Below are 23,656 nucleotides of genomic sequence, written 5' to 3'. Positions count from 1 at the left end.
CGTCGGGCGCCTTTTGTCGTGCCTGATGACGCATCCTGGCTTTTGAGCCATTACGGAAGGGGCGTCAGGGATGGGTTTCGCCGCCGGACGGGGGCGCGGTTACCGCCCCGAACAGGTCGACCGTCGTCTCGCCGCGCTCTCCGACGAACGGGACGCCGCGTGGGAGCGGGCGGCCCGGCTGACGGTTCTCGCGAAGGAGATGGCGGCGGCGGCGGTCCGGTTGCGGGCGCAGGTCGAGGCGCTGGCGCCGCAGCGGTACGAGTCGCTCGGCGAGCGGGCGCGGAGAATCCTCGAACTCGCGGAGGCGGAGGGCGAGAGCCTCGTACGCGCCGCGGAGGCGCGGGCGCAGGCCCACGTGGCGGAGGTGGAGGAGGCGGCCCGGTCGGCGGCCGAGGCGGTGCGGGCGTACGCGGACGAGGTGCGGGCGCGGGCGGAGTCCGCCGCCACCGAGTCCCTCGACGCGATCCTCGACGCGGCCGAGGTGACACGGACGGCGGCCCGTCGCGCGGCGGAGGAGCAGCGGGCGGGCGCACGGGAGGACTACGAGGAAACGGCGCGCAGGGCGGCGGTGCTGCTTGAGGCCCAGCGCGCCGAGCAGACGGCGGTACGGGAGGAGGCCGAGCGGGCGGCGACGGCCCGCGCCGCCGAACTGGGCGCCCGCCACGCGGAACTCGTCGGCGCCGCGCGGTCCCATGTGGCGGAGGCCGAACGCGCCCTCGCCAGGACGGACGAGCAGGCCCGCCACGGCCAGGAGGACGCGGAGGCCCGGGCGGCGGAGCTCCTCGTGGAGGCACGGTCGCAGCGCGAACGGATCGAGCGGGAGACGGAGCGCGTGCTGCGGGAGCACGCGGAAGCGCGCGAGGAGATCCGCGCGCGTATGGAGCACATCCGTACCGCGTTGGCGACCTTGACGGGCCGTGGGGCCGCCCCCGAAGGCGGCACGGAGACGCCGGATCTGAAGACCCCGGATCCGAAGACCCCGGATCTGAAGACCCCGGATCTGAAGACCCCGGATCTGAAGACCCCGGATCTGAAGACCCCGGATCTGAAGACGCAGGATCCGAAGACGCAGGATCCGGAAACGCCGGATCCGAAGACCCCGGAGTCGGAGGACGGTGACGGACGTCAGGCCGACTGACCCCGCTCCTCAAGTTCCTTGGGTTCCTGAGTTTCTTGCTGTTCCTTGTGTTCCTTCAGGACCGGGAACCGGCGCGGTGCCAGCGTCAGCAGCACCAGGAGGGCGAGGGCCGCCGCCCCCGCCGCGCCCAGGTAGACGTAGTCGACGGCCGCGTCGACCGCGCGGCGGAGGGCGTCGTCGGCGTGGTCGAGGGCGTAGGCGAGGCTGTCGAGGTCGGCGTCGGCGCCCAGGCGGGAGGCGAGGACGCCGTTGGCGATCGCGCCGAAGAGGGCCGCGCCGACGCTCTGGCCGACCTGGCGGCAGAAGAGGACGGACGCGGTCGTCGTGCCGCGCTCCTCGTAGGGGACGGTCGACTGGACCCCGACGATCAGCGGGAGCTGGAAGAGGCCGAGCGCGCCGCCGAGCAGGAACATCAGCAGGGTCGGCTGCCAGGGTTCCCCGGGGAAGGGGAGGAAGGGGAAGGCGAGGAGGACGAGCAGGGCGGCGGAGATGCCGGTGACGGCGGTGAGGCGGAAGCCGATGCGGTTGTAGACCCGGTTGGAGAAGGCCGCCGAGATGGGCCAGCTGAGGGTCATCGCGGAGAGGACGAAGCCGGCGGCTATCGGGCCGAGGCCGAGGACGGCCTGGGCGTAGGTGGGCAGGAAGACCGTCGGGGCGACCATCAGCAGGCCGAGTGCGGCCATGGCCAGGTTGACGGCGGAGATCGTGCGGCGGCGCCAGATCCAGCCGGGGATGATCGGTTCGGCGGCGCGGCGCTCGATGAGGACGGTCACCCCGGCGAGGGCGAGCGTGGCGGCGAACAGGCCCAGGGAGGGTGCGGAGAGCCAGGGCCAGGCGACTCCGCCCTGGACGAGGGCGGTGAGCAGGAGGGTGCCGGTCGCGAAGATGGCGACCGCGCCCGCCCAGTCGACGGACACCTTCCGGGAGCCCGCCCCAGGACCGGATTCCGGCCGCCCCGGTTCCACCAGGTACCGGACGATCAGCCACAGGGCCACCAGGCCCACCGGCAGGTTGATCAGGAAGATCCAGCGCCAGTCCGCGTAGCCGGCGAGGAGGCCGCCGGCCGCCGGGCCGGCGACCGAGGCGGTCGCCCAGACCGAGGACAGCTTCGCCTGGATCTTCGGGCGTTCCTTCAGCGGGTACAGGTCCGCCGCGATCGTCTGGATGGTGCCCTGGAGCGCGCCGCCGCCCAGGCCCTGGACGACGCGGAACGCGATCAGGGAGCCCATGTTCCAGGCCGCCGCGCAGAGCAGGGAGCCGATGAGGAAGAGGATCGTTCCGGCGATCAGGACCGGCTTGCGGCCGAAGGTGTCGCAGAGCTTCCCGTACACCGGCAGGGTGACGGTGACGGCGAGCAGGTAGCCGGAGAAGAGCCAGGAGAAGATCGACAGGCCGCCGAGGTCGCCGACGATCTGGGGGACGGCGGTCGAGACGACCGTGCCGTCGAGCGCGGCCAGTGCCATCCCCAGCATCAGCGCCGCGACGACCGGTCCGCGTCCGCGCGGAGTCGTCGGCTGTGCTGCGGCCTGCCGCGTGGTCGTGCCCGACACCCCGGCCCCCTCGTCCGATGCTTCGTACATCTAAATCTGTCGGCACAGCCTCCCACTCGAACCCCCGGGGGGAGAACCCCTAGTGCCTCGGAGGCCTGAGGGTCACATGGCGCGTTCCTGTCATTACGCCCGGAGGCGTCACAGTCGGTCACGAGGGGGTCCTGGTGAAGCGGGACATTCTGCGTCGAATCGCCGTCGGTGCGAGCGCGCTCGGACTCTCGGTCACGGGGCTCGTGATGGCGCCGTCGGCGTCCGCGGCGGTCTCCGACTGCCCCCGCGAGTACGTGTGCGTCTGGAGCAACACGTCGTTCTCCGGCCCGCCCAAGTGGAAGTCGAAGGGCAACCTCTCCAACCTCTACTCGGCGAACGGCATGTCCATCGCCAACAGGGGCGTGGCCGACCCCGGCGCCGACCACGTCCGGTGGGGGGCCACCTGGACGCACGGACAGACCTCGAACGGCTGTCTGCACCACCCGGAGGGCGGCAGCACGACGGGTACCACCTTCATCCTGCGCGGCAGCGTGACCCTGAACCACGTGCGGTGGGGCGGCGAGTGCTGACACGTCTCCACTGATCCGGGGGACGGAAGGAGGGCCGGGGCATCCCGGCCCTCCTTCCGGCTCTACGGAGGAGGCTTCCGCGACGCCGATGCCCCGACCACGTCGTAGGCTGGGGGAGCCCCGGCTCGTACGTAGGCTGGGGAACCCCCGGCCGTCGCGCCGGGACCACCCGGCCCGTGCGACGTGTCGGGCTGTTCGCGTTGCCCGCTGCCGTAAACCCACCGGGATGGAAAGCTCCATGAGCCTGCACGGTCTGCTCGATGTCGTCGTCAAGGACGGCGCGCTCGCCGAAGCGGTCAAGGCCGCGTCCGACGGCAACCGCACGCACGTGGACCTGGTCGGGCCGCCCGCCGCGCGGCCCTTCGCCGTCGCCGCGCTCGCGCGCGACGCGGGGCGGACGGTGCTCGCCGTCACCGCGACCGGGCGGGAGGCCGAGGATTTGGCCGCCGCGCTGCGCAGCCTCCTCGACCCCGACACGGTCGTGGACTACCCCTCCTGGGAGACGCTCCCGCACGAGCGGCTCTCGCCCCGCTCCGACACCGTCGGCCGCCGCCTCGCCGTGCTGCGCCGCCTCGCGCACCCGACCCCCGACGACCCGTCCGCAGGACCCGTCTCCGTCGTCGTCGCACCCGTACGTTCCGTGCTCCAGCCGCAGGTCAAGGGCCTCGGCGACCTGGAGCCGGTGGCCCTGCGGACCGGCCAGAGCGCCGACCTGAACGAGATCGTGGAGGGGCTCGCGGCCGCCGCGTACTCCCGGGTCGAGCTGGTCGAGAAGCGCGGCGAGTTCGCCGTGCGCGGCGGAATCCTGGACGTCTTCCCGCCGACCGAGGAGCACCCGCTCCGGATCGAGTTCTGGGGCGACGACGTCGAGGAGATCCGTTACTTCAAGGTCGCCGACCAGCGCTCCCTCGAAGTCGCCGAGCACGGCCTGTGGGCCCCGCCCTGCCGCGAGCTGCTCCTCACCGACGAGGTGAAGCGCCGCGCCGCAGCGCTCGCCGAAGAGCACCCCGAGCTGGGCGAACTGCTCGGCAAGATCGCCGAGGGGATCGCCGTCGAGGGCATGGAGTCCCTCGCCCCGGTCCTCGTGGACGACATGGAGCTGCTGCTCGACGTGCTGCCCAAGGGCTCCATGGCCGTGGTCTGCGACCCCGAGCGGGTCCGTACCCGCGCCGCCGACCTGGTGGCGACGTCGCAGGAGTTCCTGCAGGCCTCCTGGGCGGCCACGGCCGGCGGCGGCGAGGCCCCCATCGACGTCGACGCGGCCTCCCTCTGGGGGATCGCGGACGTACGGGACCGGGCCCGCGAGCTCGACATGATGTGGTGGTCGGTCTCCCCGTTCGCCGCCTCCGACGAGGAGCACGACGACGACACGATCAAGCTCGGCATGCACGCCCCGGAGACGTACCGAGGCGACACCGCCCGCGCGCTCGCCGACACCAAGGGCTGGCTGGCCGACGGCTGGCGCACGGTCTACGTCACCGAGGCGCACGGCCCGGCGACCCGCACCGTCGAGGTCCTCGGCGGCGAGGGCATCGCCGCCCGCCTCGACGCCGACCTCGCCGAGATCGCCCCGTCCGTCGTGCACGTGGCGACCGGCTCCATCGACTACGGCTTCATCGACCAGGCCCTCAAACTCGCGGTCCTCACCGAGACCGACCTGTCCGGCCAGAAGGCGGCCGGCAAGGACGGCCAGCGGATGCCGGCCAAGCGCCGCAAGACGATCGACCCGCTGACCCTGGAGGTCGGCGACTACATCGTGCACGAGCAGCACGGCGTAGGCCGGTACATCGAGATGGTCCAGCGGACCGTCCAGGCCGCCACCCGCGAGTACCTCCTCGTGGAGTACGCCCCCGCCAAGCGCGGCCAGCCCGGCGACCGGCTCTACATCCCGACCGACCAGCTGGAGCAGGTCACGAAGTACGTCGGCGGCGAGGCGCCGACCCTGCACCGGCTCGGCGGCGCGGACTGGACGAAGACCAAGGCGCGCGCGAAGAAGGCCGTCAAGGAGATCGCCGCCGACCTGATCAAGCTGTACTCGGCCCGGATGGCGGCCCCCGGTCACGCCTTCGGCCCCGACACCCCCTGGCAGCGCGAGCTGGAGGACGCCTTCCCGTACGTGGAGACGCCCGACCAGCTGTCCACCATCGCCGAGGTGAAGGAGGACATGGAGAAGACGGTCCCGATGGACCGGCTGATCTGCGGCGACGTCGGCTACGGCAAGACCGAGATCGCGGTCCGCGCGGCCTTCAAGGCCGTCCAGGACGGCAAGCAGGTCGCCGTCCTCGTCCCGACGACCCTGCTGGTGCAGCAGCACTTCGGCACGTTCTCGGAGCGGTACTCGCAGTTCCCGGTGAAGGTGCGGGCGCTGAGCCGCTTCCAGACGGACACCGAGTCGAAGGCGACGCTGGAGGGGCTGCGGGACGGCTCGGTCGACATCGTCATCGGCACCCACCGGCTGTTCTCCGCCGAGACGAAGTTCAAGGACCTGGGTCTGGTCATCGTCGACGAGGAGCAGCGGTTCGGCGTCGAGCACAAGGAGCAGCTGAAGAAGCTCCGCGCCAACGTCGACGTCCTGACGATGTCCGCCACCCCCATCCCCCGTACGCTCGAAATGGCCGTGACCGGCATCCGTGAGATGTCGACGATCACCACCCCGCCGGAGGAGCGGCACCCGGTGCTCACCTTCGTCGGCCCGTACGAGGAGAAGCAGCTCGGCGCCGCGATCCGCCGTGAACTGCTGCGCGAGGGCCAGGTCTTCTACATCCACAACCGGGTCGAGTCCATCGACCGGGCGGCGGCCCGCCTGAGGGACATCGTCCCGGAGGCCCGGATCGCCACGGCTCACGGCCAGATGCCCGAGTCGGCGCTCGAACAGGTCGTCGTCGACTTCTGGGAGAAGAAGTTCGACGTCCTCGTCTCCACGACGATCGTGGAGTCCGGTATCGACATCTCCAACGCGAACACGCTGATCGTCGAGCGCGGCGACAACTTCGGTCTGTCGCAGCTGCACCAGCTGCGCGGCCGCGTCGGCCGAGGACGCGAGCGGGGTTACGCGTACTTCCTCTACCCGCCGGAGAAGCCGCTGACCGAGACCGCGCACGAGCGGCTCGCGACGATCGCCCAGCACACCGAGATGGGCGCGGGCATGTACGTGGCGATGAAGGACCTGGAGATCCGAGGCGCGGGCAACCTGCTCGGCGGCGAGCAGTCCGGCCACATCGCGGGTGTCGGCTTCGACCTGTACATCCGCATGGTCGGCGAGGCGGTCGCCGACTACCGCGCCGCGGTCGACGGCGGGGTCGAGGAGGAGGCGCCGCTGGAGGTCAAGATCGAGCTGCCGGTCGACGCGCACGTCCCGCACGACTACGCGCCGGGCGAGCGGCTGCGCCTCCAGGCGTACCGCGCGATCGCCTCCGCCAACACGGAGGAGGACGTGAAGGCGGTACGGGAGGAACTCACCGACCGCTACGGCAAGTTGCCCGAGCCGGTGGAGAACCTGCTCCTGGTCGCCGGGCTGCGGATGCTGGCCCGCGCGTGCGGGGTCGGCGAGATCGTCCTGCAGGGCCCGAACATCCGCTTCGCGCCGGTGGAGTTGCGCGAGTCGCAGGAGCTGCGGCTGAAGCGCCTGTACCCGCGTACGGTCATCAAGTCGGCCGTCCACCAGATCCTGGTGCCGCGTCCGACGAGCGGGAAGATCGGCGGGAAGCCGGTGGTAGGACGCGAACTGCTGGCGTGGACGGGCGAGTTCCTGGCGACGATCCTGGGGTCGTAGCAGGGTTACGGGGTTGACGGGGCGGGTGGCCGACACCCGCCCCGTACCGCCTCACAGCTCGTCGAGGTCCAGCGCCTCCGCCATCGCCCGGTACCCGGCGTCGCTCGGGTGCAGGTGGTCGCCCGAGTCGTACGCGGGGAGCATCACGCCCTCGCCCTTCGGGTCCAGGGCGCGGTCGAAGTCGACGACCTCGTCGTACTCACCGGACGTGCGGATCCACTCGTTGACCGCGAGGCGCTTCGCCTCGTTGGTCTCGGACTCGTAGAACGAGCCCTTGATCGGGGTCAGCGTCGCACCGACGACCTTGATGCCCTTGGCGTGTGCCTGGCGGATCAGCTCGCGGTGGCCCTCGATGAGCCGCTCGGCCGAGACCTCGGCGGTGGGGCCGCCGGGGAAGGCCGGGCCGCTGCCGCCGATGTCGTTGATGCCTTCGAGGACGATGACCGTGCGCACGCCCGGCTCGGTCAGGACGTCCTTCTTGAAGCGCTCGATGCCCTTCTCGCCCGCCCAGGTCGTGTCGTTGACGACCTGGTTGCCGCCGATGCCGTGGTTGAGGACGCTGCGCGGCTTGCCGGCCGCGGCGAGGCGTTCGGCCAGCTCGTCGGGGTAGCGGTTGTTCGCGTTCAGGCCCGAGCCGACGCCGTCGGTGATCGAGTCGCCGAACGTCACGATGCCGTCCCGGCGGGCCGCCGCGCCGCCGCTCACCTCGACGCCGGAGAGGTAGTACCAGGAGTCGCTGGTCTCCGTGAAGGCCGTGCCGTCCCGGTCGGAGCGGTGGTCGCCGGCCGCGCGGTAGCTGGTCGCGCTGGAGAAGGTGTGGAAGGTGGCGGGGCCGGTGGGCGCGGCCAGGTAGAGGGTGACGGTCACCGACTCCAGGGCCTTCACGGCGAACGGTACGCCGTCGCTGTACGTCGTTCCGCCGGCCGGGATCGTCACCGAGCGGCCCTTGCCGAAGGACAGCTGACGGACCGAACCGGCCTTCACCGAGGCGCCCTTGTCCGTGCGGGCCACGGTCGCGCCGGTGATCCGCAGCGGGGTGGTGCCGTAGCGGTTGGAGAGCTCGATCCGGGCCTTGGTGCCGCTGGTGGTGACCCGGACGACCTGGCGGACCGTGTGGTTCGAGAAGCCCTGCTCCGACCAGTTGGGCCCGAAGGGCGCGGTCGGGGACTGCGGCGAGGTGGCCCAGGCGCCGCGCCACGGGCCGCTCTCGTGCCGCTGTTCCGACGCCACGGCGCCGCCGAGCTGGAGCGCGGTGAGGACGGCGGCGGTCGCGAGGGCAACGGTCGTGCGTCGTACGGTCGTTGTTGAGGCGGTCCTGGTCGTCTTGGTCGTCATGTACGTGATCAATCGGAGGAGGGCTCCGGCTATTCCCCGGGTGGTGACGACAGGTCAGTCGTCAGTCGCGAACAGCAGTCCCGCCAGCGTACGGAAGACCTCCTCCGGATCCCGGTCGCCGACCGGGCCCACGAGGTTGTGGCTGAGCAGCAGCGTCGCGAAACCGTGGGCGAGCGACCAGGCGGCGACCCCGGCGAGGCGGCTGTCCGCCGTGCCGCCCGAGGAGCCCGAGGAGCCCGCGACGCCCGCGACGCCCGCGACGCCTTCGCGGAGCCGGTCACCGGCCCGCTCCTTGGCGGCGAGCAGTTCCGGGTCGTCGGGCCGGTGCAGGTCCGGCCGGAACATCACCTGGAAGTGCGCCGGGTGCTCGGTGGCGAAGCGTACGTACCGCACCCCCGCGTCCCTCAGGTCCGCCGCCTCGCCCAGTGCCTCCGCGAGCAGCCCGAAGCCCTCGGCCGCGACGGCCGTGAGCAGTCCCGCGCGGTCCTTGAAGTGGTGGGCCGGGGCCGCGTGCGAGACGCCCGCGCGGCGCGCGAGGTCGCGCAGGCTCAGCGCGGACGGGCCGTCGGTGGCGATGACGTCCAGAGCGGCGCCGAGCACCGCCTGCCGCAGGTCGCCGTGGTGATAGGTGCGCCGAGTGGTCATGGGCAGCACCCTACGCCGTATCTAGGCATTGACAAGTTCGCGCGGGCGGGCGCAATCTAGTCGGCGTCAAGATGATGACGGTCGAGGAGGAGCTGGACATGAGCGTGGACACTCTCGATGCCGTGGAGCCCGGTCGCGTGCGGCAGATGTGGCACCTGATCGAACCCCTGCACGCGCTCGTCTACTACGCCCCCGAGGCCTTCGACGAGGCTCGCGCCCTCGGGTACGACGTCTCGGAGCGCTGGCCCGCGTACTTCGCCTGGCGCGCCGCGCCCCTCGGCCCGGCCGGGGCCGAACGGGTCGGCTCGGCCTTCTGCAGCTTCAGCCCGGAGATGGTGGCCCGGTACGTGCCCGGGATCTGGCGGACGGCCGCCCCCGCCGACGTCCTCGCCGCCCGGCTCCGCGCCGTCGACCGGACCTATCGCTCTGTGTTCGGCGAGGGGAGCTACGGGGGGAGTGGCGGGAGCGGCGCGGGCGAGCGGGCCGACGGGGGCTCGGGCGGCGGTGTTGCCGGTTCGGGTCCTGCCGGGGTGGCGGGGGGCGTCGGGGGGCCCGTGATCGCCGAGGCGGCCGCGCTCGCGCGCCGCGCGGCCGAGGCCGCCGTGACGGCCGGGCGCCCGCTCGCCGCCGCCAACGCCGAGCTGCCCTGGCCCGATGCCCCGCACCTGGTCCTCTGGCAGGCCGCGACGATCCTGCGCGAGCACCGCGGCGAGGGTCATCTGGCCGCGCTCCTCGCCGCCGGGCTCGACCCGGTCGAGTCCCTGGTCTCCTTCGCGGCCGTAGGCGCGGCCTCCGAGGCGACCTTCGCCAGTCGTGGCTGGAGCGAGCCCGACTGGGCCGCCGCCAGCGCCCGCCTGACCGCCCGTGGCCTGCTCGCCGCCGACGGTGGCGGCGAGGTCACTGACGCCGGCCGCGCCCTGCGCGCGGAGGTGGAACTCCGTACCGACGAACTGGCCGCGGCACCCTGGGCGGCCCTCGGTCCTGAGTCCACGGCCCGCCTCGCCGAACTCCTCGGCGAACCCTGGCTCGCCGCCCTCGGCTCCGGGCTGCTCCCGGCCGAGAACACCCTGGGGATCGGCAAGATCTGACGTACTGCTCCCCCCGGATCTCCCCGGACGCGCCGCGGCCGCGGGGTGCGCGTCACGCGCGCACCCTGCGGCCGGAAGTGTGAGGCGGGGCCGTCAGCTCGGGGGCGGGCTCGGGGGCTGGTCCTGCCCGCGCTGCTTGTCGATGTACTCCTGAGCCTTCTGCTGGGCCTGGTCGACCTTGGCGGCGTGCTTGCCGCCGGTCCGCTGGTCGACCGTGTCCCCGGCACGTTCCACGCCCTGCTGGGCCTTGTCCGGGTGCTGGCCCATCATGCCTTTGAGCTTGTCCATGATCCCCATGGGTGCAACTCCTTCGTAAGGGGACGAACGGCTCATTCGACGCTACGCGCCACCTCCCGATTCCGCGCGTCGAGCGGCGCAATGGTCTGGACCACGAAGGGTCTGGCTAGGATCCCCGCGTGCTCAGTCATCCGAAGGCCCTCCCCCTCGCCGCACTTGCCGCCGCCGTCCTCATAGCCTCCGTAACCTCCGGCTGTACGGCGACCCCTGACGCCGAAAACGGCTCCGCGCCGGGGTCAGGGCCGACTGCGACGGACGGACGGGCGGGCAGTCCGCTGAAGAATCCAGACGGTACGAAGCCGGGACTTGCGCCCGTGACGACGGACGCGGACAAGGCTGTGGCGCGAAAGCTCATCGAGGGACTGTCCACGAAGGGGCGGGGGCCCAGGACGGGCTACGCCCGGGACGAGTTCGGCCACGCCTGGATGGACACGGCTGATGGTGTGCCGCTGGCGAGGAACGGTTGCGACACTCGAAATGATCTTATTCGTCGTGATGGTCAGAACCTGCGTTTCCGAGCCGGTTCCGACTGCGTGGTCGTCGCCATGACGCTGCACGATCCGTACACCGGGACGACCATCGAGTGGCGCAGGCAGCAGGCCTCCGAGGTGCAGATAGATCATGTGGTGCCGCTGTCCTACAGCTGGCAGATGGGTTCGTCGCGCTGGCCGGAGAGCAAGCGCCGGCAGTTCGCGAACGACGTGCTCAACCTGATCCCTGTCGAGGGGCGAGCCAACTCGGCCAAGGGCGACTCCGGCCCTGCGTCCTGGCTGCCGCCGAACAAGCCGATCCGGTGTGCGTACGCGGTCCGTTTCGCCCAGGTCGCCGTCAAGTACGAGATGCCGGTGACGGCCGCGGACAAGCAGATGATGTCGCGGCAGTGCGGCGGCTGAGAGGGCAGCTGACCTGGGGCGGCGGGTACGGCGACCGTCGTGGCACGCCACTGTTCAGCTGCCGACGAGGGCGTCGTGGATGGCCCACCCCATGTCGCCGGCGCACCAGCTGATGTTGCCGAGGGCGGCGACGTCCAGGCCCTCTGCGGGTGCTGGTGGAGGCGGGCACTGACCACGTCCTCCTCGCCCGTGCGGCCCCAGCGGACGATGGTTCCCTCGTCGTCGAGGATGTGGGTGAGGCCGAAGCCGTACATCCACCGGTAGCCGCGGACCTTCTCCTCACGCTCGTCGACCTGCGGGGCCGGCGCCAGGCGCGTGGTCTGCTCGTTCAGCAGCCGCCCTTGGCGCAGTGCGTGGACGAAGGCCGTCAGATCGGCGGCGGTGCAGGTGGCCCCTCCGTCGGCGGCGGCCCCGGGGGTGGTCGCGTGGTGATTGGTCCGGTACGGCGTGGGGCTGCCGGCGGTGGTGAGGTATCCCCGCGGCGATGTCCGGTTCCCTCGTCACGAACGCCCCGTCGACGTCAGCACTCGTCAGCGGCGGCGAAGGACCACCGTCGCGTTGTTGCCGCCGAAGCCGAAGCTGTTGACGGCGGCGAACGTGGCGCCGGGGATGACCAGGGGCGTCTTCGGCAGCCTGAGGCGCCGCGCCTCCTCGGGGGTGCGCAGGCCGGCCGTGGGCGGCCCGACCCCGGTCCGCAGGGCCATGGCCGCCGCGGAGACGCCCGGAGCGCCGGAGATGTGCAGCATGTGGCCGATCGCGCCCTTGTGAGAGCTGACGGGAACACCGTCCCAGGCACGTTCCCCGACCACGGCCTCCAGAGCGTGGAGTTCGGCGGTGTCGCCCTGGGCGGTGCCGGTGGCGTGCGCGTGGACGTAGTCGAGCCGATCGGCGCGGGCGGCGTCCAGCGCCTCGCGCAGGCATTCCGCGATGGATGTCTCGTCCGAGGCGACGGACTTGCCCGCCGCGACGCGGCATCCGGTGCCCGCGACGATGATGTCGGGCTCCAGGCCGCGGGCACGGGCGCGGTCGGCGGTCTCCAGGACGAGAGCCCCGCCGCCCTCGCCGAGGGAGATGCCTCCGCGGCCCGTGTCGAACGGCCGGCAGGCGGCGCGGTCGACGGCTCGTACCACGTCCATGCTGGCGTACTCGTAGTGGTTGAGGGCGGTGGCTCCGGCGATGACCACGGCCGGGGCGCTCCCCGCCCGCAGCGCCTCGTGGGCGAAGGCGATGGCGAACAGCGTCGAGGCGCAGGCGTGCGTCAGGTGCAGGCTGTCTCCGCCCGCGAGGATCCCGTCGGCGCCGGGGCCGAGGAACTCCCGATTCTCCGCGCCGAGCGGGGAGCCGTCGGCCGGTGGCGGGGCCTGGCCCACGAGAATCACCAGTGCGCCGTCCGGGACCCTCGGCAGCCGGGCCGCGAGCAGGGCGTCCTCGGCGGCTGCCGAGGCGAAGACCTGCTTGCGGGGGGCGTCCCCGAGCTCGAACTCCGTCACCTCGCCCACCGGTTCGCCCCGGTAGACGGGGGAGGTGAAGCGGCGGGCGGGCGCCAGGGCGGTTCGGCCACCGGTGAGCGCGCGCCAGTAGGTGCCGACGCCGCGGCCGAAGGGGGTCAGCAGACCCATTCCGCTGATGACGACGTCAGACACGGATGGAACGCCCTTCCTGGAGCAGAGTGGTGAGCAGGCCTGGCAGGGTCGTCGGTGGTGTCGCGCGCCCTGTCGGCGGTGATAGGGCAGCGGGTCCCTCGGCGCCCCACACGGCCGCGACGGCGAGCAGACCGGGGGCGTACGGGTCCTCACCGGGGACGAGGACGAACTCGCAGACCACGGTGGCGGGCCGACTGCCGAGGGTCGCAAGGCGCAGCGCGGTGTGGGCCGGTGTCCCCGCGAGGAGGTAGCAGCGTCCGGGGCGGCCGGACTCCGTCAGATAAGGGCGCACCAGCTCGGAGGTCTCCGCCGCCACGGAGTCCGAGGGGCGCAGCCGGCGCCCGGGGTCGGTGCAGCGCGCCGCGAGGCGCCGGGCGGCCATCATGCTGTAGTCGTCGCACAGGGCGTACAGCGGGGCGGTGGCGCGCAGCGGCTGCGGCAGGGCGGAGAACGCGGTGTCGAGGGCGGCGCTCACGGCGGCCACAGGCTTGGTGTGCACGGACGGTTCGCCGAGGACGGCCAGCGGGCCGGCCTGGGCCGCGACGGCGGCTGACGCGGCCTGGTTTGTGGCGGCGAGGGCGAGGCGGGGGAGGAGGTGGGAGGGCTTTCCCTCTGCGCCGGCGCTGCGTCCCACCATGTTCCTCACCCCGTCCAAGTCATGATCCTCTTGGGGTATCTTGACCTGACAGTCATGCAAAGTCAATAAAGCATCAACTGCATGACAAGTGTGGCAGGCTCTGTCAGGAGCTGGCCTTGTCGCTCCGGCTGCTCACCGTCCGGTACACGCCGTAGAGGATCTCTATGCCACCGATGACCATCAGAACGACACCCACCTTCGTGAGTGTGAAGACAGGGATGTCCACGTCCTCGGTGAACAGGCGGAGGGCGAGCCCGATGCCGAACATCACGGCGCCTTCGGCGAAGTTCTTTGTGGGGGATGCCACGGCGGTCGGTCTCCTTGAGTCTCGGGACAGGTCGGATAACCCGGTTCGGGAAGTACTTGTCAGGCTAGGTCAGGGCGGGACGGCCGGCCTCCGCCCACAGGATGAGTTGGTACCACATAGATCGATGGACCCGGGAGCACGGCGCCTCCTCCTTGGCGAGCAGGAGATGTTCGCAAGTGCGCAGCATGTGGCGGGAATTCGACGCCCGCTCGGGAACCGGACGGAAAGGGGGGAGCGGTGACGCGCTCCGCACTGGTCATCGGAGGAAACCGCGGTATCGGACTGGCGGTCGCCCGGCGACTCGCCTCCGGTGGATACCGTGTCGCCGTCACCTACCGCCAGGCGCCACCGCCTGACGGTGTCTTCGGCGTGGCATGTGATGTCACAGAGCTTGACAGTGTGCATGAGGCATTCGACCGGGTGGAGGAGGAGCTCGGACCGGTGGAGGTGCTGGTGGTCAACGCCGGAATCACCCGGGACCGGCTGCTGTTCTCCATGTCCGAGGAGGATTTCACCGCACCGGTCCACACCAACCTCACCGGCGCCTACCGAGTCACCAAGCGCGCCGTGCGCGGCATGCTGCGGGCCCGGTGGGGCCGCATCGTTCTGCTGTCCTCCCAGGTCGCCTTCTCGGGGGAAGCCGGGCAGGCCAACTACGCTGCGTCCAAGGCCGCCCTCATCGGGTTCGCCCGCTCACTCGCCCGGGAGCTGGGCGGCCGTGGCATCACCGTGAACGTCGTCGCGCCCGGATTGACCGATACCGACATGGCCGCCGTGCTTCCCGAGGCCCGCCGCGAGGCGATCCTGGCGGGTGTCCCGGTGGGTCGAATGGTTCGGCCGGAGGAGGTCGCCGCAGCGGTCGCCTTCCTCGCCGGTCCGGAGGCGGGTGCCGTCACCGGCGCCGTCATCCCGGTGGACGGCGGTGCGGGCATGGGTCACTGACGGTCCGTCACTCTGCCGTCCGCGACCCCACGGCGCGAACAGCACCAGGAAGCACGCACGGGAAAGACGAACAACGGGGGAGACGTGAACACCGCCGGAGCTCCGGCCCACGACGGGCCCGCACACCGTCCGCTCCACTACCCTGCGGCATCAGGCGCATCAGGCGCATCAGGCGCACCAGGCGCAACCACGGACGCCGCAGCCGCACCGCATCCGCCGGATCTGCGTCGTCGGGTGCGGCCCGCGCGGCGCCTCGGTCGTCGAGCGGATACTCGCCAATGCTCCGGACGTCCTGGCCGGGAGCCGCCTCGACCTGCACGTGGTCGACCCGTTTCCGCCGGGCGCCGGACGCACCTGGCGGACCGACCAGCCAAGCCTGCTGTGGATGAACTCCGCGGCCGACCACGTCACCGTGTTCCCGGACGCCTCCGTCACGTGCGCGGGCCCGGCCCGGCCCGGCCCCACCACCGGGGAGTGGCTCGACGGACCGCTCAACGACGGTGCCTACGCCTCCCGCGCCGACCAGGGTCGCTACTTGCGCTGGTTCTTCGACCGGGTGACCGACGAACGTCCCCACGGCGTACGGCTGTTCGTCCACCGGGCCCGTGCCGTGGACGTCGTCCGCACCGGCCCGGACGTGCCCGGTGGCGGGCAACGGGTGGTCCTCGACGGCGAGCTGCCACCCGTCGACGCCGATCATGTCGTCCTCGCCTCCGGCCACCTGGGGACGCTGCCCGCACCCGGGCCCGCCGGCGTCACCCGTATCGGCCCCGGCCCTGCCGACCCGGAGCGGCTGGACGTGATCCCGCCCGGCGCGCGCGTCATCACCCGGGGCCTGGGGCTCGTCTTCATCGACTGCGTGATGCTGCTGACCGAGGGCCGCGGCGGCCGGTTCGTCCGGGAGGGCGGCCGGCTGCGGTACCTGGCGTCCGGTCGGGAACCGCACCTGATCGTCGGCTCCCGGCGCGGCGTGCCCCTGCCGCCCCGGCCCACGGCGGCCTCGGCGGCGCCGGACGGCCCGCCCCGGTTCGCCACCCTCGACGCGTGCCGCGAGGCCCTCGCCCGCCCCGGCAGTTCCTTCCTCCGCGACGTGTGGCCACTCGTGGTGGCCGAGCTGACCTGGCGTCACTACCGGGAGCTCTTCGCGACCTGTCCCGGACGCGTACGGATGGACTGGGAGGAGTTCGACACGGGGTTCCGCTCCTTTCCGGTGGGGGACGAGCGGCAGGAGAAGCTGATCCGGTCCGCCGTGCCCGACCCGGCCGACCGGCTGGACCTCGACCGCCTCGAATCGCCCCTCGACGGCCTGCGGTTCGACGGCCCCGAGGCCCTCCAGCGGCATGTCCACGCCCACGTGGCGGAGGCGCTGCGCCGTCGTCGGGACCCGCTCGGCACCGGGGAGTCCGCAGTGGTGAGCGCCCTGACGGCGACGGGAGCGGTCGTCGAGGAGCTGTGGCGGGGCGGCGAGATGACGCCGAGGGACGTGGCGGAGGCGCTGGAACGGTTCTCCTTCGGGGCGTTCCTCAGCTCCGGCCCGCCGGTGCTGCGCACGGAACAGCTCCTGGCCCTGGCCGAGGCGGGGCTCGTCACCTTCGTCGGTCCTGGCATGGCCGTGGAGACGGGACTCGCGGACGACGGACGGAACGTCGTCCGTGCGCACAGCCCGGCGGTGCCGGTGGTGCACGAGGCGTCGGTGCTGCTGGACGCCCGCCTTGACCGGGCGGAGCCGGAGCGCGCGGACGACCCGCTGATCAGGGTCCTGGTGGCCCGTGGAGAGCTGGCCGAGGAACGAATCGGGGAGACCAGGACCGGCATGTTCCGGCTGTCCGGGCCCGCCCTGCACCCGGTCGGGGCGGACGGCCGCATCCACCGGGACCGGACCGTGGTGGTGCCCGCGCAGTTCCCGCGGCCCGGCACGGACTCCGCGTTCTTCCGCCAGAACGACGCCGTCGCCCGGCATGCCCTTGGGGCCCGCTGACCGCCGACCGAAGGTCCGTCCGGCCGAGCCAAACCCTTTGCTACCGCCGAGTTCGGCAGAGGTTAGCCTGGGATCGACCACGAAAATCCGGCCCCAATCCATCGGATACGAGGGTCGGAAGCCGTCGCTCTGCACGGGGCGAGAGGCGGCCGACACGCGATCGTTCGCGCATGACCTGCGAGCTGAGCGCACCGTTTCGGAGAACAGAAGAAAGCGGCCCTTGACCAGGGCTGCGAAGGGGGAATAGTTGCAGACCGTAGTAGGTGGGCTGGAGCCCTGGGAGCCGGGAACGGTCTGGTCCATGGAGGACGGTGAGCTGTACGTGTTCTCCTTCGAGACCGAGGAGAGCGGGCAGCGGACCTTGCCGGGTGGGAGACCGCTCTGCGACGAGACCGAGGGCCGGCTGCGGTCCCTGCTGGCCGAGGTGCTCGGCTGCCGTGAAACGAGGTTCCGCTCAGCCGTGACGGGTACGGGCGGCTGCGCATCGACGGGCTGCCGATCGGGCTGTGCGTCTGTCGCGACGACGGCCGTCTCGTCGTCGCGCTCGCCCGCGGCATGAAGGTGGCGCTCAGCGCGCACCCTGTGCCGGAGGGGTTCAAGGGAACGGCGTTCCTGCCGTTCACAGAGACCGAACGGCGCGTGGTGGGTCTCTCGCCGGAACACCAGCGGCCCCGGTGCCTGGCCCGGATATGGGCACGGAAGGAGGCGGCCCTCCGGTTGGCGGGCCCCGGCGCGCTGTCCCTGGCGGACCAGGTGAACGCGCTGCCGGGGGGCCGGGGCGGTGAGGTGCTCGTCCCCGAGCCGCTGCCCGGCGGCGGACACCGCCTTCGTGGCGCCTACGTCGTCGACCTGCCGGACTCCGGCGGAGAGTGGGTGGCCTCGGCCGCGACGTCCGCGCCGGTGCGCACCGTCAGCATGTGGCGGAGGGAAACCCCGGTGGCGGAGTGCGTCATGGGGTGACGATCGCAGAGTGGTCGGGCGTGGTGGGGGCACCGTCCGGGACGCTGAGCTCCCGCCACACGGCCGACGCGGATCGGTAGGCCCCGGCCGCCTCGTAGAGCGCGGCGGCGGTCTGGTACTCGGCCTCCGCGTCGGCGGAGCGGCCGGCCGCCCGGTGGGTGCGGGCCACGGCCACGGCGCAGCACGCGCGGTCGATGGGCGGCAGTTCCTCCCGCCCCCGTCCGGCCTCGCGGGCGTGCTCCAGGGCGCGTTCGACGGCGCCGCGGCGCAGAGCGACGAGCGCGCGGAGCGTCGCGACGCGAGCCGCGTCCGCGTGCGTGCCCAGAAGAGCGACCGCCTGGCCGACGCGTTCCGTCAGCTCTTCGGCGGTCTCCTCGCTGTCGGCCGCGAGGTGGAGCAGGGCGGCCGCCCACAGCATCCGTACGCGCACCCGTATGTCGGCTTCGGGGCCGGTGAGCGAGAGGGCGCGGTCCAGCAGGGCGAGAGCCTGCTCCTGCTCGCCCGCGACGTAGCGGTACTCGGCCGCCACCCACAGGGCGGTGGCGTGCAACTGGCCCAGGTGGAGGGCGCCGGCGGACTGGAGCAGCTCGTCGCAGAGGCCGGCCGCGCGCTGCCACTCGCCGCTCTCCAGCCAGCCGGAGAGCAGGCTCACCTGGGCCTGGACGCGCTCCGGGGCGCCGGTCTCGTCGGCCGGGACGGAGCGCAGGGCCTCCTCGGCGAGGCGGACGCTCTCGGAGAGCCGGCCCGAGCGGCGCAGCAGGTCGGCGGTCTCGACGGCGACCCGGGCACGCAGCAGCGGGGAGGACTCGGTGAGGGGGGCGGCCAGCAGTTGCCGGAGGGTCTCCTCGCGGGCGTCGCACTGGCCGAGGCGGCCCAGGGTGAGGGCGAGCTCCCAGTGGGCCTCCCACAGGATCTCGTCCATGCCGGAGTCCGTGGCCTGCCGGATGACGTCGAGGAGTTCGTCGCGCGCGAATCCGAGGTCCCCGGCAATCTGGTGCGACCGGGCGGCGATCAGCCGGCCCACCAGTTCCACGCGGTGCGTGCGCCGCAGCTCCCGGGGGGCGGGGGAGGAGAGCTCGTCGGGCGTGATGCCCAGGCGCTCCGCGATGGCCCGTACCACCTTGGGGCTGGGAGTGCGGTTGCCGCTCTCGACGAGGGAGATGTAGCTGGGGGACATCCCCTTCCCCGCGATGTCCGACTGGGACAGCCCGCGCGCGCTGCGGATCTCCCGCACTCGTCTCCCGAACTCCGGTTGCTCGACCATCAAGACCGCTCGCTGAAGTGAAGTGTGCCGGACAACCCAACACTGACCATGACGTCGTAGTGTACCCGCCGATCACAGAGTGTCATGGCCACGCTTGTCACATTCATGACCCGCCCTGCCTCCCGTCCGAAGGTCCCGGCGGCATCATGTAACGCCTCCTAGTCATACTACAGTCATGCATGGGTCAATTAGTGTGATGGAGAAGGGGGGCGGGCGGGGGCGGAACTGGGGGATGCGGGCGCTCCTCGCGGCCGTGGGTGTCGGCGCGCTGGGGGAGGCCATGATGCTGGTGGCCGTCCCCTGGTTCGTCCTGCGGACCACCGGGAGCGTCGCCCGGACGGGGCTGATCGTCGCGGTGGTCGCCGTCGGCACGGTCACCGTCGGGCTCGTGGCGGGCCCCCTCGTCGACCGCTGGGGTTTCAAGGCCATGGCCGTCGCCTCGTATCTGGTGGGTGGCGCCGCGGCGGCCTGCATCCCCCTGCTGCACTCCCTCGGCATGCTCGGATTCCCCACCCTCGCCGCCCTGGTGCTCGCCGCGAGCCTGCTCGACGTACCCGGCGCGGCGGCCGTCACCGGCCTGGTGTCCGGCCTCGCCGACACCGCGGGGACCCCACTGGAGCGGGCGAACGCTCTGCTGGGAGGTGTGTATCAGGCCGCCCACCTGTGCGGTGCGCCGCTCGGCGGCGCTGCGGCGGCCTTCCTGGGTACGGAGAGTGTCCTGCTCTTCCTGGCGGGCCGGCTCGGCGAGCAACTCGTCCAGGGCCTCTACGACGGCCTCGCGGACGGCACGGTGGCGCCCTGACCGGTGGCGCCCTGAGGAAACCGGTCCGGCAACGGTTCGGTACAACCCCGGGGACCATGTCGGTGTCGGTGTATACGCTCGACTCCGCAACCGATCGAGTGCCACCTCAGTGCCAGGAGCAGGAATGTACGGCCACGGCTATGCGCCACCGCCACCACAGCGCGCCATTCCGACCGGGGTGATCGTGCTCCGCGTGTTCTTCGCGATGCTTCCGCTCTTCAGCATCGGGTTCCTGACCTGGGGGACCATGATCCGGCTCGCGGCCGTGACCCGGCGCGCGCGTGACTGGGTGCTGTGCGGCGTCTCGGCCGCCGTCATGATCATCGGCATGATCCTGCTGCCGGCGAACGTGGAGACGACGCAGGCCGACATGGCGATGGGTCTGATCCTCCTCAACGCGCTGGCGTTCACCGTCTACTTCCTGGTCGCCGACATCAAGCACGACAAGGTCCGCCTCGGTCTCGTCGCGCCCGCGCAGTCCGCTTCGTACAGCCCGTACGGGGCGACGGTGCCGCGCCACCAGGCCGGTTACGTCCCCCCGGCCCAGCCGCAGCCGGCGCCCCAGCACCAGCCCCCGATCGCACAGCAGCCCCAGCCCCAGCCGGCCCCCCAGCCCCAGCCTGCCGCCCCGCAGCCAGTGATCCCGCCGCAGCCGACGGCCCAGCCCGCACCCCCCAACCCGCGGATCGACCAGGTCCGCGCCGAGCTGGACGAGCTCAGCAACCTGCTCCGTAAGGACGAGGGGAAGTGAACGGACGCGTCATCGGCGGCCGGTACGAACTCTCCACGGTCATCGGCCAGGGCGGCATGGGCCAGGTCTGGACGGCGTACGACGGACGGCTCGACCGCCGCGTCGCCGTCAAGCTGCTCCGCCCCGCCATCATGACCGGCCCCGCGACCGCGGCCGAGGAACTGCGGCGCCGCTTCGTGCGCGAGTGCCGGGTCACGGCTCAGGTCGACCACCCCGGCCTGGTCACCGTCCACGACGCCGGCAGCGACGGCGACGACCTGTACCTCGTGATGCAGTACGTCGACGGCGCGGACCTCGCCGACCATCTCGCCGAGCACGACCCGTACCCCTGGGAGTGGGCGGTCTCCGTCGCCGCCCAGCTGTGCGCGGTGCTCGCCGCCGTGCACGCGGTGCCGATCGTCCACCGCGACCTGAAGCCGCGGAACGTGATGGTCCGCTCGGACGGCACCGTCACCGTGCTCGACCTCGGCGTCGCCTCCGTCCTGGACACCGACACCACCCGCCTCACGCACACCGGTTCGCCGATCGGCAGCCCGGCGTACATGGCGCCCGAGCAGGCCATGGGCGGCGCCGTCGGCCCGTTCACCGACCTGTACGCGCTCGGCGTCCTGCTCCACGAACTCCTCAGCGGCAACGTCCCGTTCGCCGGATCCACCGCGCTCGGGGTCCTGCACCGCCACCTGTACGAGCCGCCGCTGCCGGTCCGCCAGCTGCGCCCCGAGGTGCCGGAGGTCCTGGAGGCGCTCGTGCTGCGGCTGCTCTCCAAGGACCCGCAGCACCGCCCCTCCGGGGCGCACGAGGTGTACGAGGCCCTGCGCCCGCTGCTCCCCGCGCGCGGGACCCCGGCCGGGCCGCTCGACCCGACCCGCCCCTTCCTGCGCCCGCACGCCCCCTGGCCCGACCGTGCCTCCGCCCCCGCGCCGCAGGCACCGCCCACCCCCGCCAAGCCCGACGTGGCGGCGGCGGTCGACGAGGTGAAGCGGCTCCTCGGCGAGGGCTCCATCACGCAGGCCGTCGACGTGCTCGGCTCGATCCTCCCGTCGGCGGTGGCCGAACACGGCGAGCACTCGCCGGTCGTCCGCATCCTGCGCAAGCAGTACGCGACGACCCTGATGGACGACGGCCAGTACCGCCGCGCCCTGCCCGAGCTGCGCCGCCTCGCCGAGGACCGCGCGGCGGAGGCGGGCCCGGCCGACCCGCAGACCCTTCAGTTCCGCTACGAGGCGGCGCTCTGCCTGGAGCAGCTGGGGGAGACGGCGGCGGCGCTGACGGAGTACCGGGCCCTGCTCCCGTTCCTCGAACACGGCACCGACCAGACCCGGTTCTTCGACGTCCGCCGCCGGATCGGCAACCTGCTCCTGTCGATGGGCGACCACACGGCGGCCCACCAGCAGCTCCAGGCGCTGCTGTACGACACGGAGCGCGCGTACGGCCCGTACCACGCGCTCCCGACGGACCTGCGGCGCGCACTGGCCCGGCAGCAGCAGATGGGCCGCTTCGCCTGACGGAGCGCCAGGATCACGACTCCACAACTGGTTGGGGAACTGGATCTTCCGCGTCCGATTTGCCCGTTCGGCACGATGTATGGTTCGCGTCTGATCATGCACACGTCCCCAAGGAATCCTTCATGACGACGCAGCCGCCCGCCTCCCCCGAGCAGCCCCTCGCGCCCGAGCCCGCGCCCGTTCCCGCCGAGCCGGCGAAGAAGAAGCGCAGCATAGGCAAGACGATCCTCAGCATCGTCGTGGCCATCGCGGCGCTCCTCTTCTGGAAGCTCGGCCTCCCCTACCTCACCGGCGAGGCGCCCGTGTCCGCCAAGGTCGGCGAGTGCGTGACGGTGACCGGCCCGGAGAACGACCCCGAGGTCACCGGCAAGCCCTGCGGCGAGAAGGTCCCCGACCTCTACAAGGTCGTCAAGGTCATCGACGACACCTTCGACGTCGAGAAGTGCGGCGACGTGAGCGAGGTCGCGCTCGCGCAGCAGCTGGAGTCGTACAAGTTCGTCCTCTGCCTGAACCCCGTCAAGTAACGGACGCGGTACGCGCACGACGCACACGGAGGGGCCGGACCCGGATGGGGTCCGGCCCCTCCGTGCGTGTCAGCCGTTGCGTGTCAGCCGTTGGTCGTCGCGAGCTTGGCGGCGAACCCGAGGAACAGCGCCCCGGCGCCGCTCGTCAGTCCGGCGGACAGCCGCCTGCGGCGGCGGAACTGCGCGGAGAGGTAAGTGCCGGCCAGGATGAGTACGGTCACGTAGGTCACGCTGATCACCTGGTAGATCGCGGCGAGCAGGGTGAAGGACAGCGCCGGATGCGCATAGGCCGGGTCCACGAACTGCACGAAGAAGGAGATGAAGAACAGGATCGCCTTCGGATTGAGCAGTGTGATCACGAGCGAGCGCCGGAAGGGCCGCTCGTCCGCGCCCTCGCCCGTCTCCGCTTCTTCTGCTTGTGTCGACCGGTCCCGGCGCCACATCCTCCAGGCCGCGCGGATCATCCCGAGCGCGATCCAGGCGAGGTAACCGGCCCCTGCGTACTTGATGACCGAGAAGACCATCGCGTTGGTACGCAGCAGCGAGGCGAGCCCGGCCGCCGTACCGACCATCAGCAGGGCTTCTCCGACGAAGACACCGGTGGCGGCGCGGTATCCGGTCCGTACGCCCCGGCGTGCGGCGACGGACAGCGTGTACAGCGAACTGGGGCCCGGGAGAAGAATGATGAGGAGGGTCCCCAGGGCGTAGGTGGAGAGGTTGGTGACTCCCAGCATCGACATCTCCCTTCGGCTATCCGACGTTGTTGCCGGTACGCACGTTGTGCGCGGTGACGAGTTCGTCCACGTCCGCGATCCTACGCAGCGCGTGCTCCTCGGTGATGTGCGTGAAGTTCTCGGCCCAGGCGGCGGCGAGCTCCTCGATGTCGAGGAGGTCCTCCTCGCCGAAGCGGTCGTACAGCTCGGCGCGCCGCTCGGGGGTGATGGTGATGTCCAGGCCCGACAGGTACGCGTCGATGTCGGCGCTGTTCGTCAACTACCCGGCCCTGAAGGGCCAGGCTTGGAGGTAGAGCCCAACTGGCTGCTGGGTGGTCTCCTCCGTCCAGCA

At 72.0% G+C, this 23,656-nt stretch carries 23 protein-coding genes; 13 read left to right on the top strand and 10 right to left on the bottom strand.

Features of this window, described 5'->3' with window-relative positions:
• Window positions 1-70 precede the first annotated feature (70 nt).
• A complete protein-coding gene (locus tag Q5762_RS28115) occupies window positions 71-1,138 on the top strand; it encodes a cellulose-binding protein (protein WP_315895050.1) in 1,068 nt (355 codons plus the stop codon).
• On the opposite strand, the gene Q5762_RS28110 is transcribed toward Q5762_RS28115, so the two are convergent.
• The gene (locus tag Q5762_RS28110; protein ID WP_399495279.1) at window positions 1,126-2,718 is read right to left on the bottom strand and encodes an MDR family MFS transporter; all 1,593 of its coding nucleotides are present in this window, start codon (window positions 2,716-2,718) and stop codon (window positions 1,126-1,128) included. The genes Q5762_RS28115 and Q5762_RS28110 overlap by 13 nt on opposite strands.
• A gap of 134 nt (window positions 2,719-2,852) precedes the next feature.
• Here Q5762_RS28110 and Q5762_RS28105 point away from each other — a divergent pair, with 134 nt between their 5' ends.
• Entirely contained in the window at window positions 2,853-3,248 is a 396-nt protein-coding gene (locus Q5762_RS28105) for a peptidase inhibitor family I36 protein (RefSeq protein WP_315895048.1), read from the top strand.
• A 238-nt stretch (window positions 3,249-3,486) separates the two neighbouring features.
• Window positions 3,487-7,020: a transcription-repair coupling factor gene (mfd, locus tag Q5762_RS28100; protein ID WP_315895047.1), complete on the top strand. Its 3,534-nt coding sequence runs from the start codon at window positions 3,487-3,489 to the stop codon at window positions 7,018-7,020.
• Between the two features lie 51 nt (window positions 7,021-7,071).
• Here the strand turns inward: mfd and Q5762_RS28095 are convergent, their stop codons facing one another.
• Window positions 7,072-8,355: an SGNH/GDSL hydrolase family protein gene (locus Q5762_RS28095; RefSeq protein WP_315895046.1), complete on the bottom strand. Its 1,284-nt coding sequence runs from the start codon at window positions 8,353-8,355 to the stop codon at window positions 7,072-7,074.
• Between the two features lie 54 nt (window positions 8,356-8,409).
• The gene (locus Q5762_RS28090) at window positions 8,410-9,000 is read right to left on the bottom strand and encodes a TetR/AcrR family transcriptional regulator (protein WP_315895045.1); all 591 of its coding nucleotides are present in this window, start codon (window positions 8,998-9,000) and stop codon (window positions 8,410-8,412) included.
• Between the two features lie 98 nt (window positions 9,001-9,098).
• On the opposite strand from Q5762_RS28090, the gene Q5762_RS28085 reads away from it, so the two are divergent.
• Window positions 9,099-10,088 (top strand): SCO6745 family protein, encoded by a 990-nt coding sequence (locus tag Q5762_RS28085; RefSeq protein WP_315895044.1) that lies wholly within the window; start codon window positions 9,099-9,101, stop codon window positions 10,086-10,088.
• Window positions 10,089-10,181: 93 nt separating this feature from the next.
• Here the strand turns inward: Q5762_RS28085 and Q5762_RS28080 are convergent, their stop codons facing one another.
• Window positions 10,182-10,385, bottom strand: a complete 204-nt coding sequence (locus Q5762_RS28080; RefSeq protein ID WP_315895043.1) for an antitoxin — start codon at window positions 10,383-10,385, stop codon at window positions 10,182-10,184.
• A gap of 173 nt (window positions 10,386-10,558) precedes the next feature.
• On the opposite strand from Q5762_RS28080, the gene Q5762_RS28075 reads away from it, so the two are divergent.
• Window positions 10,559-11,278 carry an HNH endonuclease family protein gene (locus Q5762_RS28075; RefSeq protein ID WP_315895100.1) on the top strand — a complete coding sequence of 240 codons (720 nt, stop codon included), beginning with the start codon at window positions 10,559-10,561 and terminating at the stop codon, window positions 11,276-11,278.
• A 530-nt stretch (window positions 11,279-11,808) separates the two neighbouring features.
• Here Q5762_RS28075 and Q5762_RS28070 read toward each other — a convergent pair.
• From Q5762_RS28070 to Q5762_RS28060, 3 genes are all read right to left on the bottom strand, one after another.
• On the bottom strand, window positions 11,809-12,921 hold the full coding sequence (locus tag Q5762_RS28070; RefSeq protein ID WP_315895042.1) for a beta-ketoacyl synthase N-terminal-like domain-containing protein: 1,113 nt from the start codon (window positions 12,919-12,921) through the stop codon (window positions 11,809-11,811).
• Window positions 12,914-13,558, bottom strand: a complete 645-nt coding sequence (locus tag Q5762_RS28065) for a hypothetical protein (protein WP_315895041.1) — start codon at window positions 13,556-13,558, stop codon at window positions 12,914-12,916. The genes Q5762_RS28070 and Q5762_RS28065 overlap by 8 nt, the downstream gene beginning before the upstream one ends.
• Before the next feature lie 103 nt (window positions 13,559-13,661).
• Window positions 13,662-13,865: a DUF5708 family protein gene (locus tag Q5762_RS28060; protein ID WP_315895040.1), complete on the bottom strand. Its 204-nt coding sequence runs from the start codon at window positions 13,863-13,865 to the stop codon at window positions 13,662-13,664.
• A 237-nt stretch (window positions 13,866-14,102) separates the two neighbouring features.
• On the opposite strand from Q5762_RS28060, the gene fabG reads away from it, so the two are divergent.
• The 4 genes from fabG (at window position 14,103) to Q5762_RS28040 (ending at window position 17,745) form a co-directional block, all read left to right on the top strand.
• Window positions 14,103-14,807, top strand: coding sequence for a 3-oxoacyl-ACP reductase FabG (gene fabG / locus Q5762_RS28055; protein ID WP_315895039.1), 705 nt, complete (start codon window positions 14,103-14,105; stop codon window positions 14,805-14,807).
• A gap of 142 nt (window positions 14,808-14,949) precedes the next feature.
• The gene (locus Q5762_RS28050) at window positions 14,950-16,785 is read left to right on the top strand and encodes an FAD/NAD(P)-binding protein (RefSeq protein WP_315895099.1); all 1,836 of its coding nucleotides are present in this window, start codon (window positions 14,950-14,952) and stop codon (window positions 16,783-16,785) included.
• 247 nt (window positions 16,786-17,032) lie between these two features.
• Window positions 17,033-17,344, top strand: a complete 312-nt coding sequence (locus Q5762_RS28045; protein WP_315895038.1) for a hypothetical protein — start codon at window positions 17,033-17,035, stop codon at window positions 17,342-17,344.
• Window positions 17,341-17,745, top strand: coding sequence for a 4'-phosphopantetheinyl transferase superfamily protein (locus Q5762_RS28040; RefSeq protein WP_315895037.1), 405 nt, complete (start codon window positions 17,341-17,343; stop codon window positions 17,743-17,745). Before Q5762_RS28045 ends, Q5762_RS28040 begins: the two co-directional genes overlap by 4 nt.
• Here the strand turns inward: Q5762_RS28040 and Q5762_RS28035 are convergent.
• Complete coding sequence (locus Q5762_RS28035) at window positions 17,735-19,009, bottom strand: helix-turn-helix domain-containing protein (protein WP_315895036.1); 1,275 nt, start codon at window positions 19,007-19,009, stop codon at window positions 17,735-17,737. The genes Q5762_RS28040 and Q5762_RS28035 overlap by 11 nt on opposite strands.
• Window positions 19,010-19,184: 175 nt before the next feature.
• Here Q5762_RS28035 and Q5762_RS28030 point away from each other — a divergent pair, with 175 nt between their 5' ends.
• The 4 genes from Q5762_RS28030 to Q5762_RS28015 all read left to right on the top strand — a co-directional run bounded on the left by Q5762_RS28030 (window position 19,185) and on the right by Q5762_RS28015 (window position 22,591).
• Window positions 19,185-19,811: an MFS transporter gene (locus Q5762_RS28030; protein WP_315895035.1), complete on the top strand. Its 627-nt coding sequence runs from the start codon at window positions 19,185-19,187 to the stop codon at window positions 19,809-19,811.
• A 193-nt stretch (window positions 19,812-20,004) separates the two neighbouring features.
• Entirely contained in the window at window positions 20,005-20,562 is a 558-nt protein-coding gene (locus Q5762_RS28025; RefSeq protein WP_315895034.1) for a hypothetical protein, read from the top strand.
• The gene (locus Q5762_RS28020) at window positions 20,559-22,067 is read left to right on the top strand and encodes a protein kinase domain-containing protein (RefSeq protein ID WP_315895033.1); all 1,509 of its coding nucleotides are present in this window, start codon (window positions 20,559-20,561) and stop codon (window positions 22,065-22,067) included. The genes Q5762_RS28025 and Q5762_RS28020 overlap by 4 nt, the downstream gene beginning before the upstream one ends.
• A gap of 122 nt (window positions 22,068-22,189) precedes the next feature.
• On the top strand, window positions 22,190-22,591 hold the full coding sequence (locus Q5762_RS28015; RefSeq protein WP_315895032.1) for a hypothetical protein: 402 nt from the start codon (window positions 22,190-22,192) through the stop codon (window positions 22,589-22,591).
• An 83-nt stretch (window positions 22,592-22,674) separates the two neighbouring features.
• On the opposite strand, the gene leuE is transcribed toward Q5762_RS28015, so the two are convergent.
• On the bottom strand, window positions 22,675-23,325 hold the full coding sequence (leuE, locus tag Q5762_RS28010; protein WP_315895031.1) for a leucine efflux protein LeuE: 651 nt from the start codon (window positions 23,323-23,325) through the stop codon (window positions 22,675-22,677).
• Between the two features lie 16 nt (window positions 23,326-23,341).
• The gene (locus Q5762_RS28005; protein ID WP_315895030.1) at window positions 23,342-23,584 is read right to left on the bottom strand and encodes a hypothetical protein; all 243 of its coding nucleotides are present in this window, start codon (window positions 23,582-23,584) and stop codon (window positions 23,342-23,344) included.
• Between the last annotated feature and the right edge of the window lie 72 nt (window positions 23,585-23,656).

Origin of the sequence: Streptomyces sp. P9(2023), assembly GCF_032436795.1 — a bacterium.
In the GTDB taxonomy this organism is placed as follows: domain Bacteria; phylum Actinomycetota; class Actinomycetes; order Streptomycetales; family Streptomycetaceae; genus Streptomyces.
The sequence above is the reverse complement of the archived record's forward strand: the minus strand, read 5'-3'. Positions and strand labels throughout refer to the sequence as shown.

Coding starts and splice junctions, on each gene's coding strand:
- Q5762_RS28035 (WP_315895036.1), bottom strand. CDS start 19,009: ATGGTCGAGCAACCGGAGTTCGGGAGACGAGTGCGGGAGATCCGCAGC.
- mfd (WP_315895047.1), top strand. CDS start 3,487: ATGAGCCTGCACGGTCTGCTCGATGTCGTCGTCAAGGACGGCGCGCTC.
- leuE (WP_315895031.1), bottom strand. CDS start 23,325: ATGCTGGGAGTCACCAACCTCTCCACCTACGCCCTGGGGACCCTCCTC.
- Q5762_RS28090 (WP_315895045.1), bottom strand. CDS start 9,000: ATGACCACTCGGCGCACCTATCACCACGGCGACCTGCGGCAGGCGGTG.
- Q5762_RS28030 (WP_315895035.1), top strand. CDS start 19,185: ATGCATGGGTCAATTAGTGTGATGGAGAAGGGGGGCGGGCGGGGGCGG.
- Q5762_RS28080 (WP_315895043.1), bottom strand. CDS start 10,385: ATGGGGATCATGGACAAGCTCAAAGGCATGATGGGCCAGCACCCGGAC.
- Q5762_RS28040 (WP_315895037.1), top strand. CDS start 17,341: ATGAAGGTGGCGCTCAGCGCGCACCCTGTGCCGGAGGGGTTCAAGGGA.
- Q5762_RS28065 (WP_315895041.1), bottom strand. CDS start 13,558: ATGGTGGGACGCAGCGCCGGCGCAGAGGGAAAGCCCTCCCACCTCCTC.
- Q5762_RS28115 (WP_315895050.1), top strand. CDS start 71: ATGGGTTTCGCCGCCGGACGGGGGCGCGGTTACCGCCCCGAACAGGTC.
- Q5762_RS28015 (WP_315895032.1), top strand. CDS start 22,190: ATGACGACGCAGCCGCCCGCCTCCCCCGAGCAGCCCCTCGCGCCCGAG.
- Q5762_RS28095 (WP_315895046.1), bottom strand. CDS start 8,355: ATGACGACCAAGACGACCAGGACCGCCTCAACAACGACCGTACGACGC.
- Q5762_RS28110 (WP_399495279.1), bottom strand. CDS start 2,718: ATGTACGAAGCATCGGACGAGGGGGCCGGGGTGTCGGGCACGACCACG.
- Q5762_RS28085 (WP_315895044.1), top strand. CDS start 9,099: ATGAGCGTGGACACTCTCGATGCCGTGGAGCCCGGTCGCGTGCGGCAG.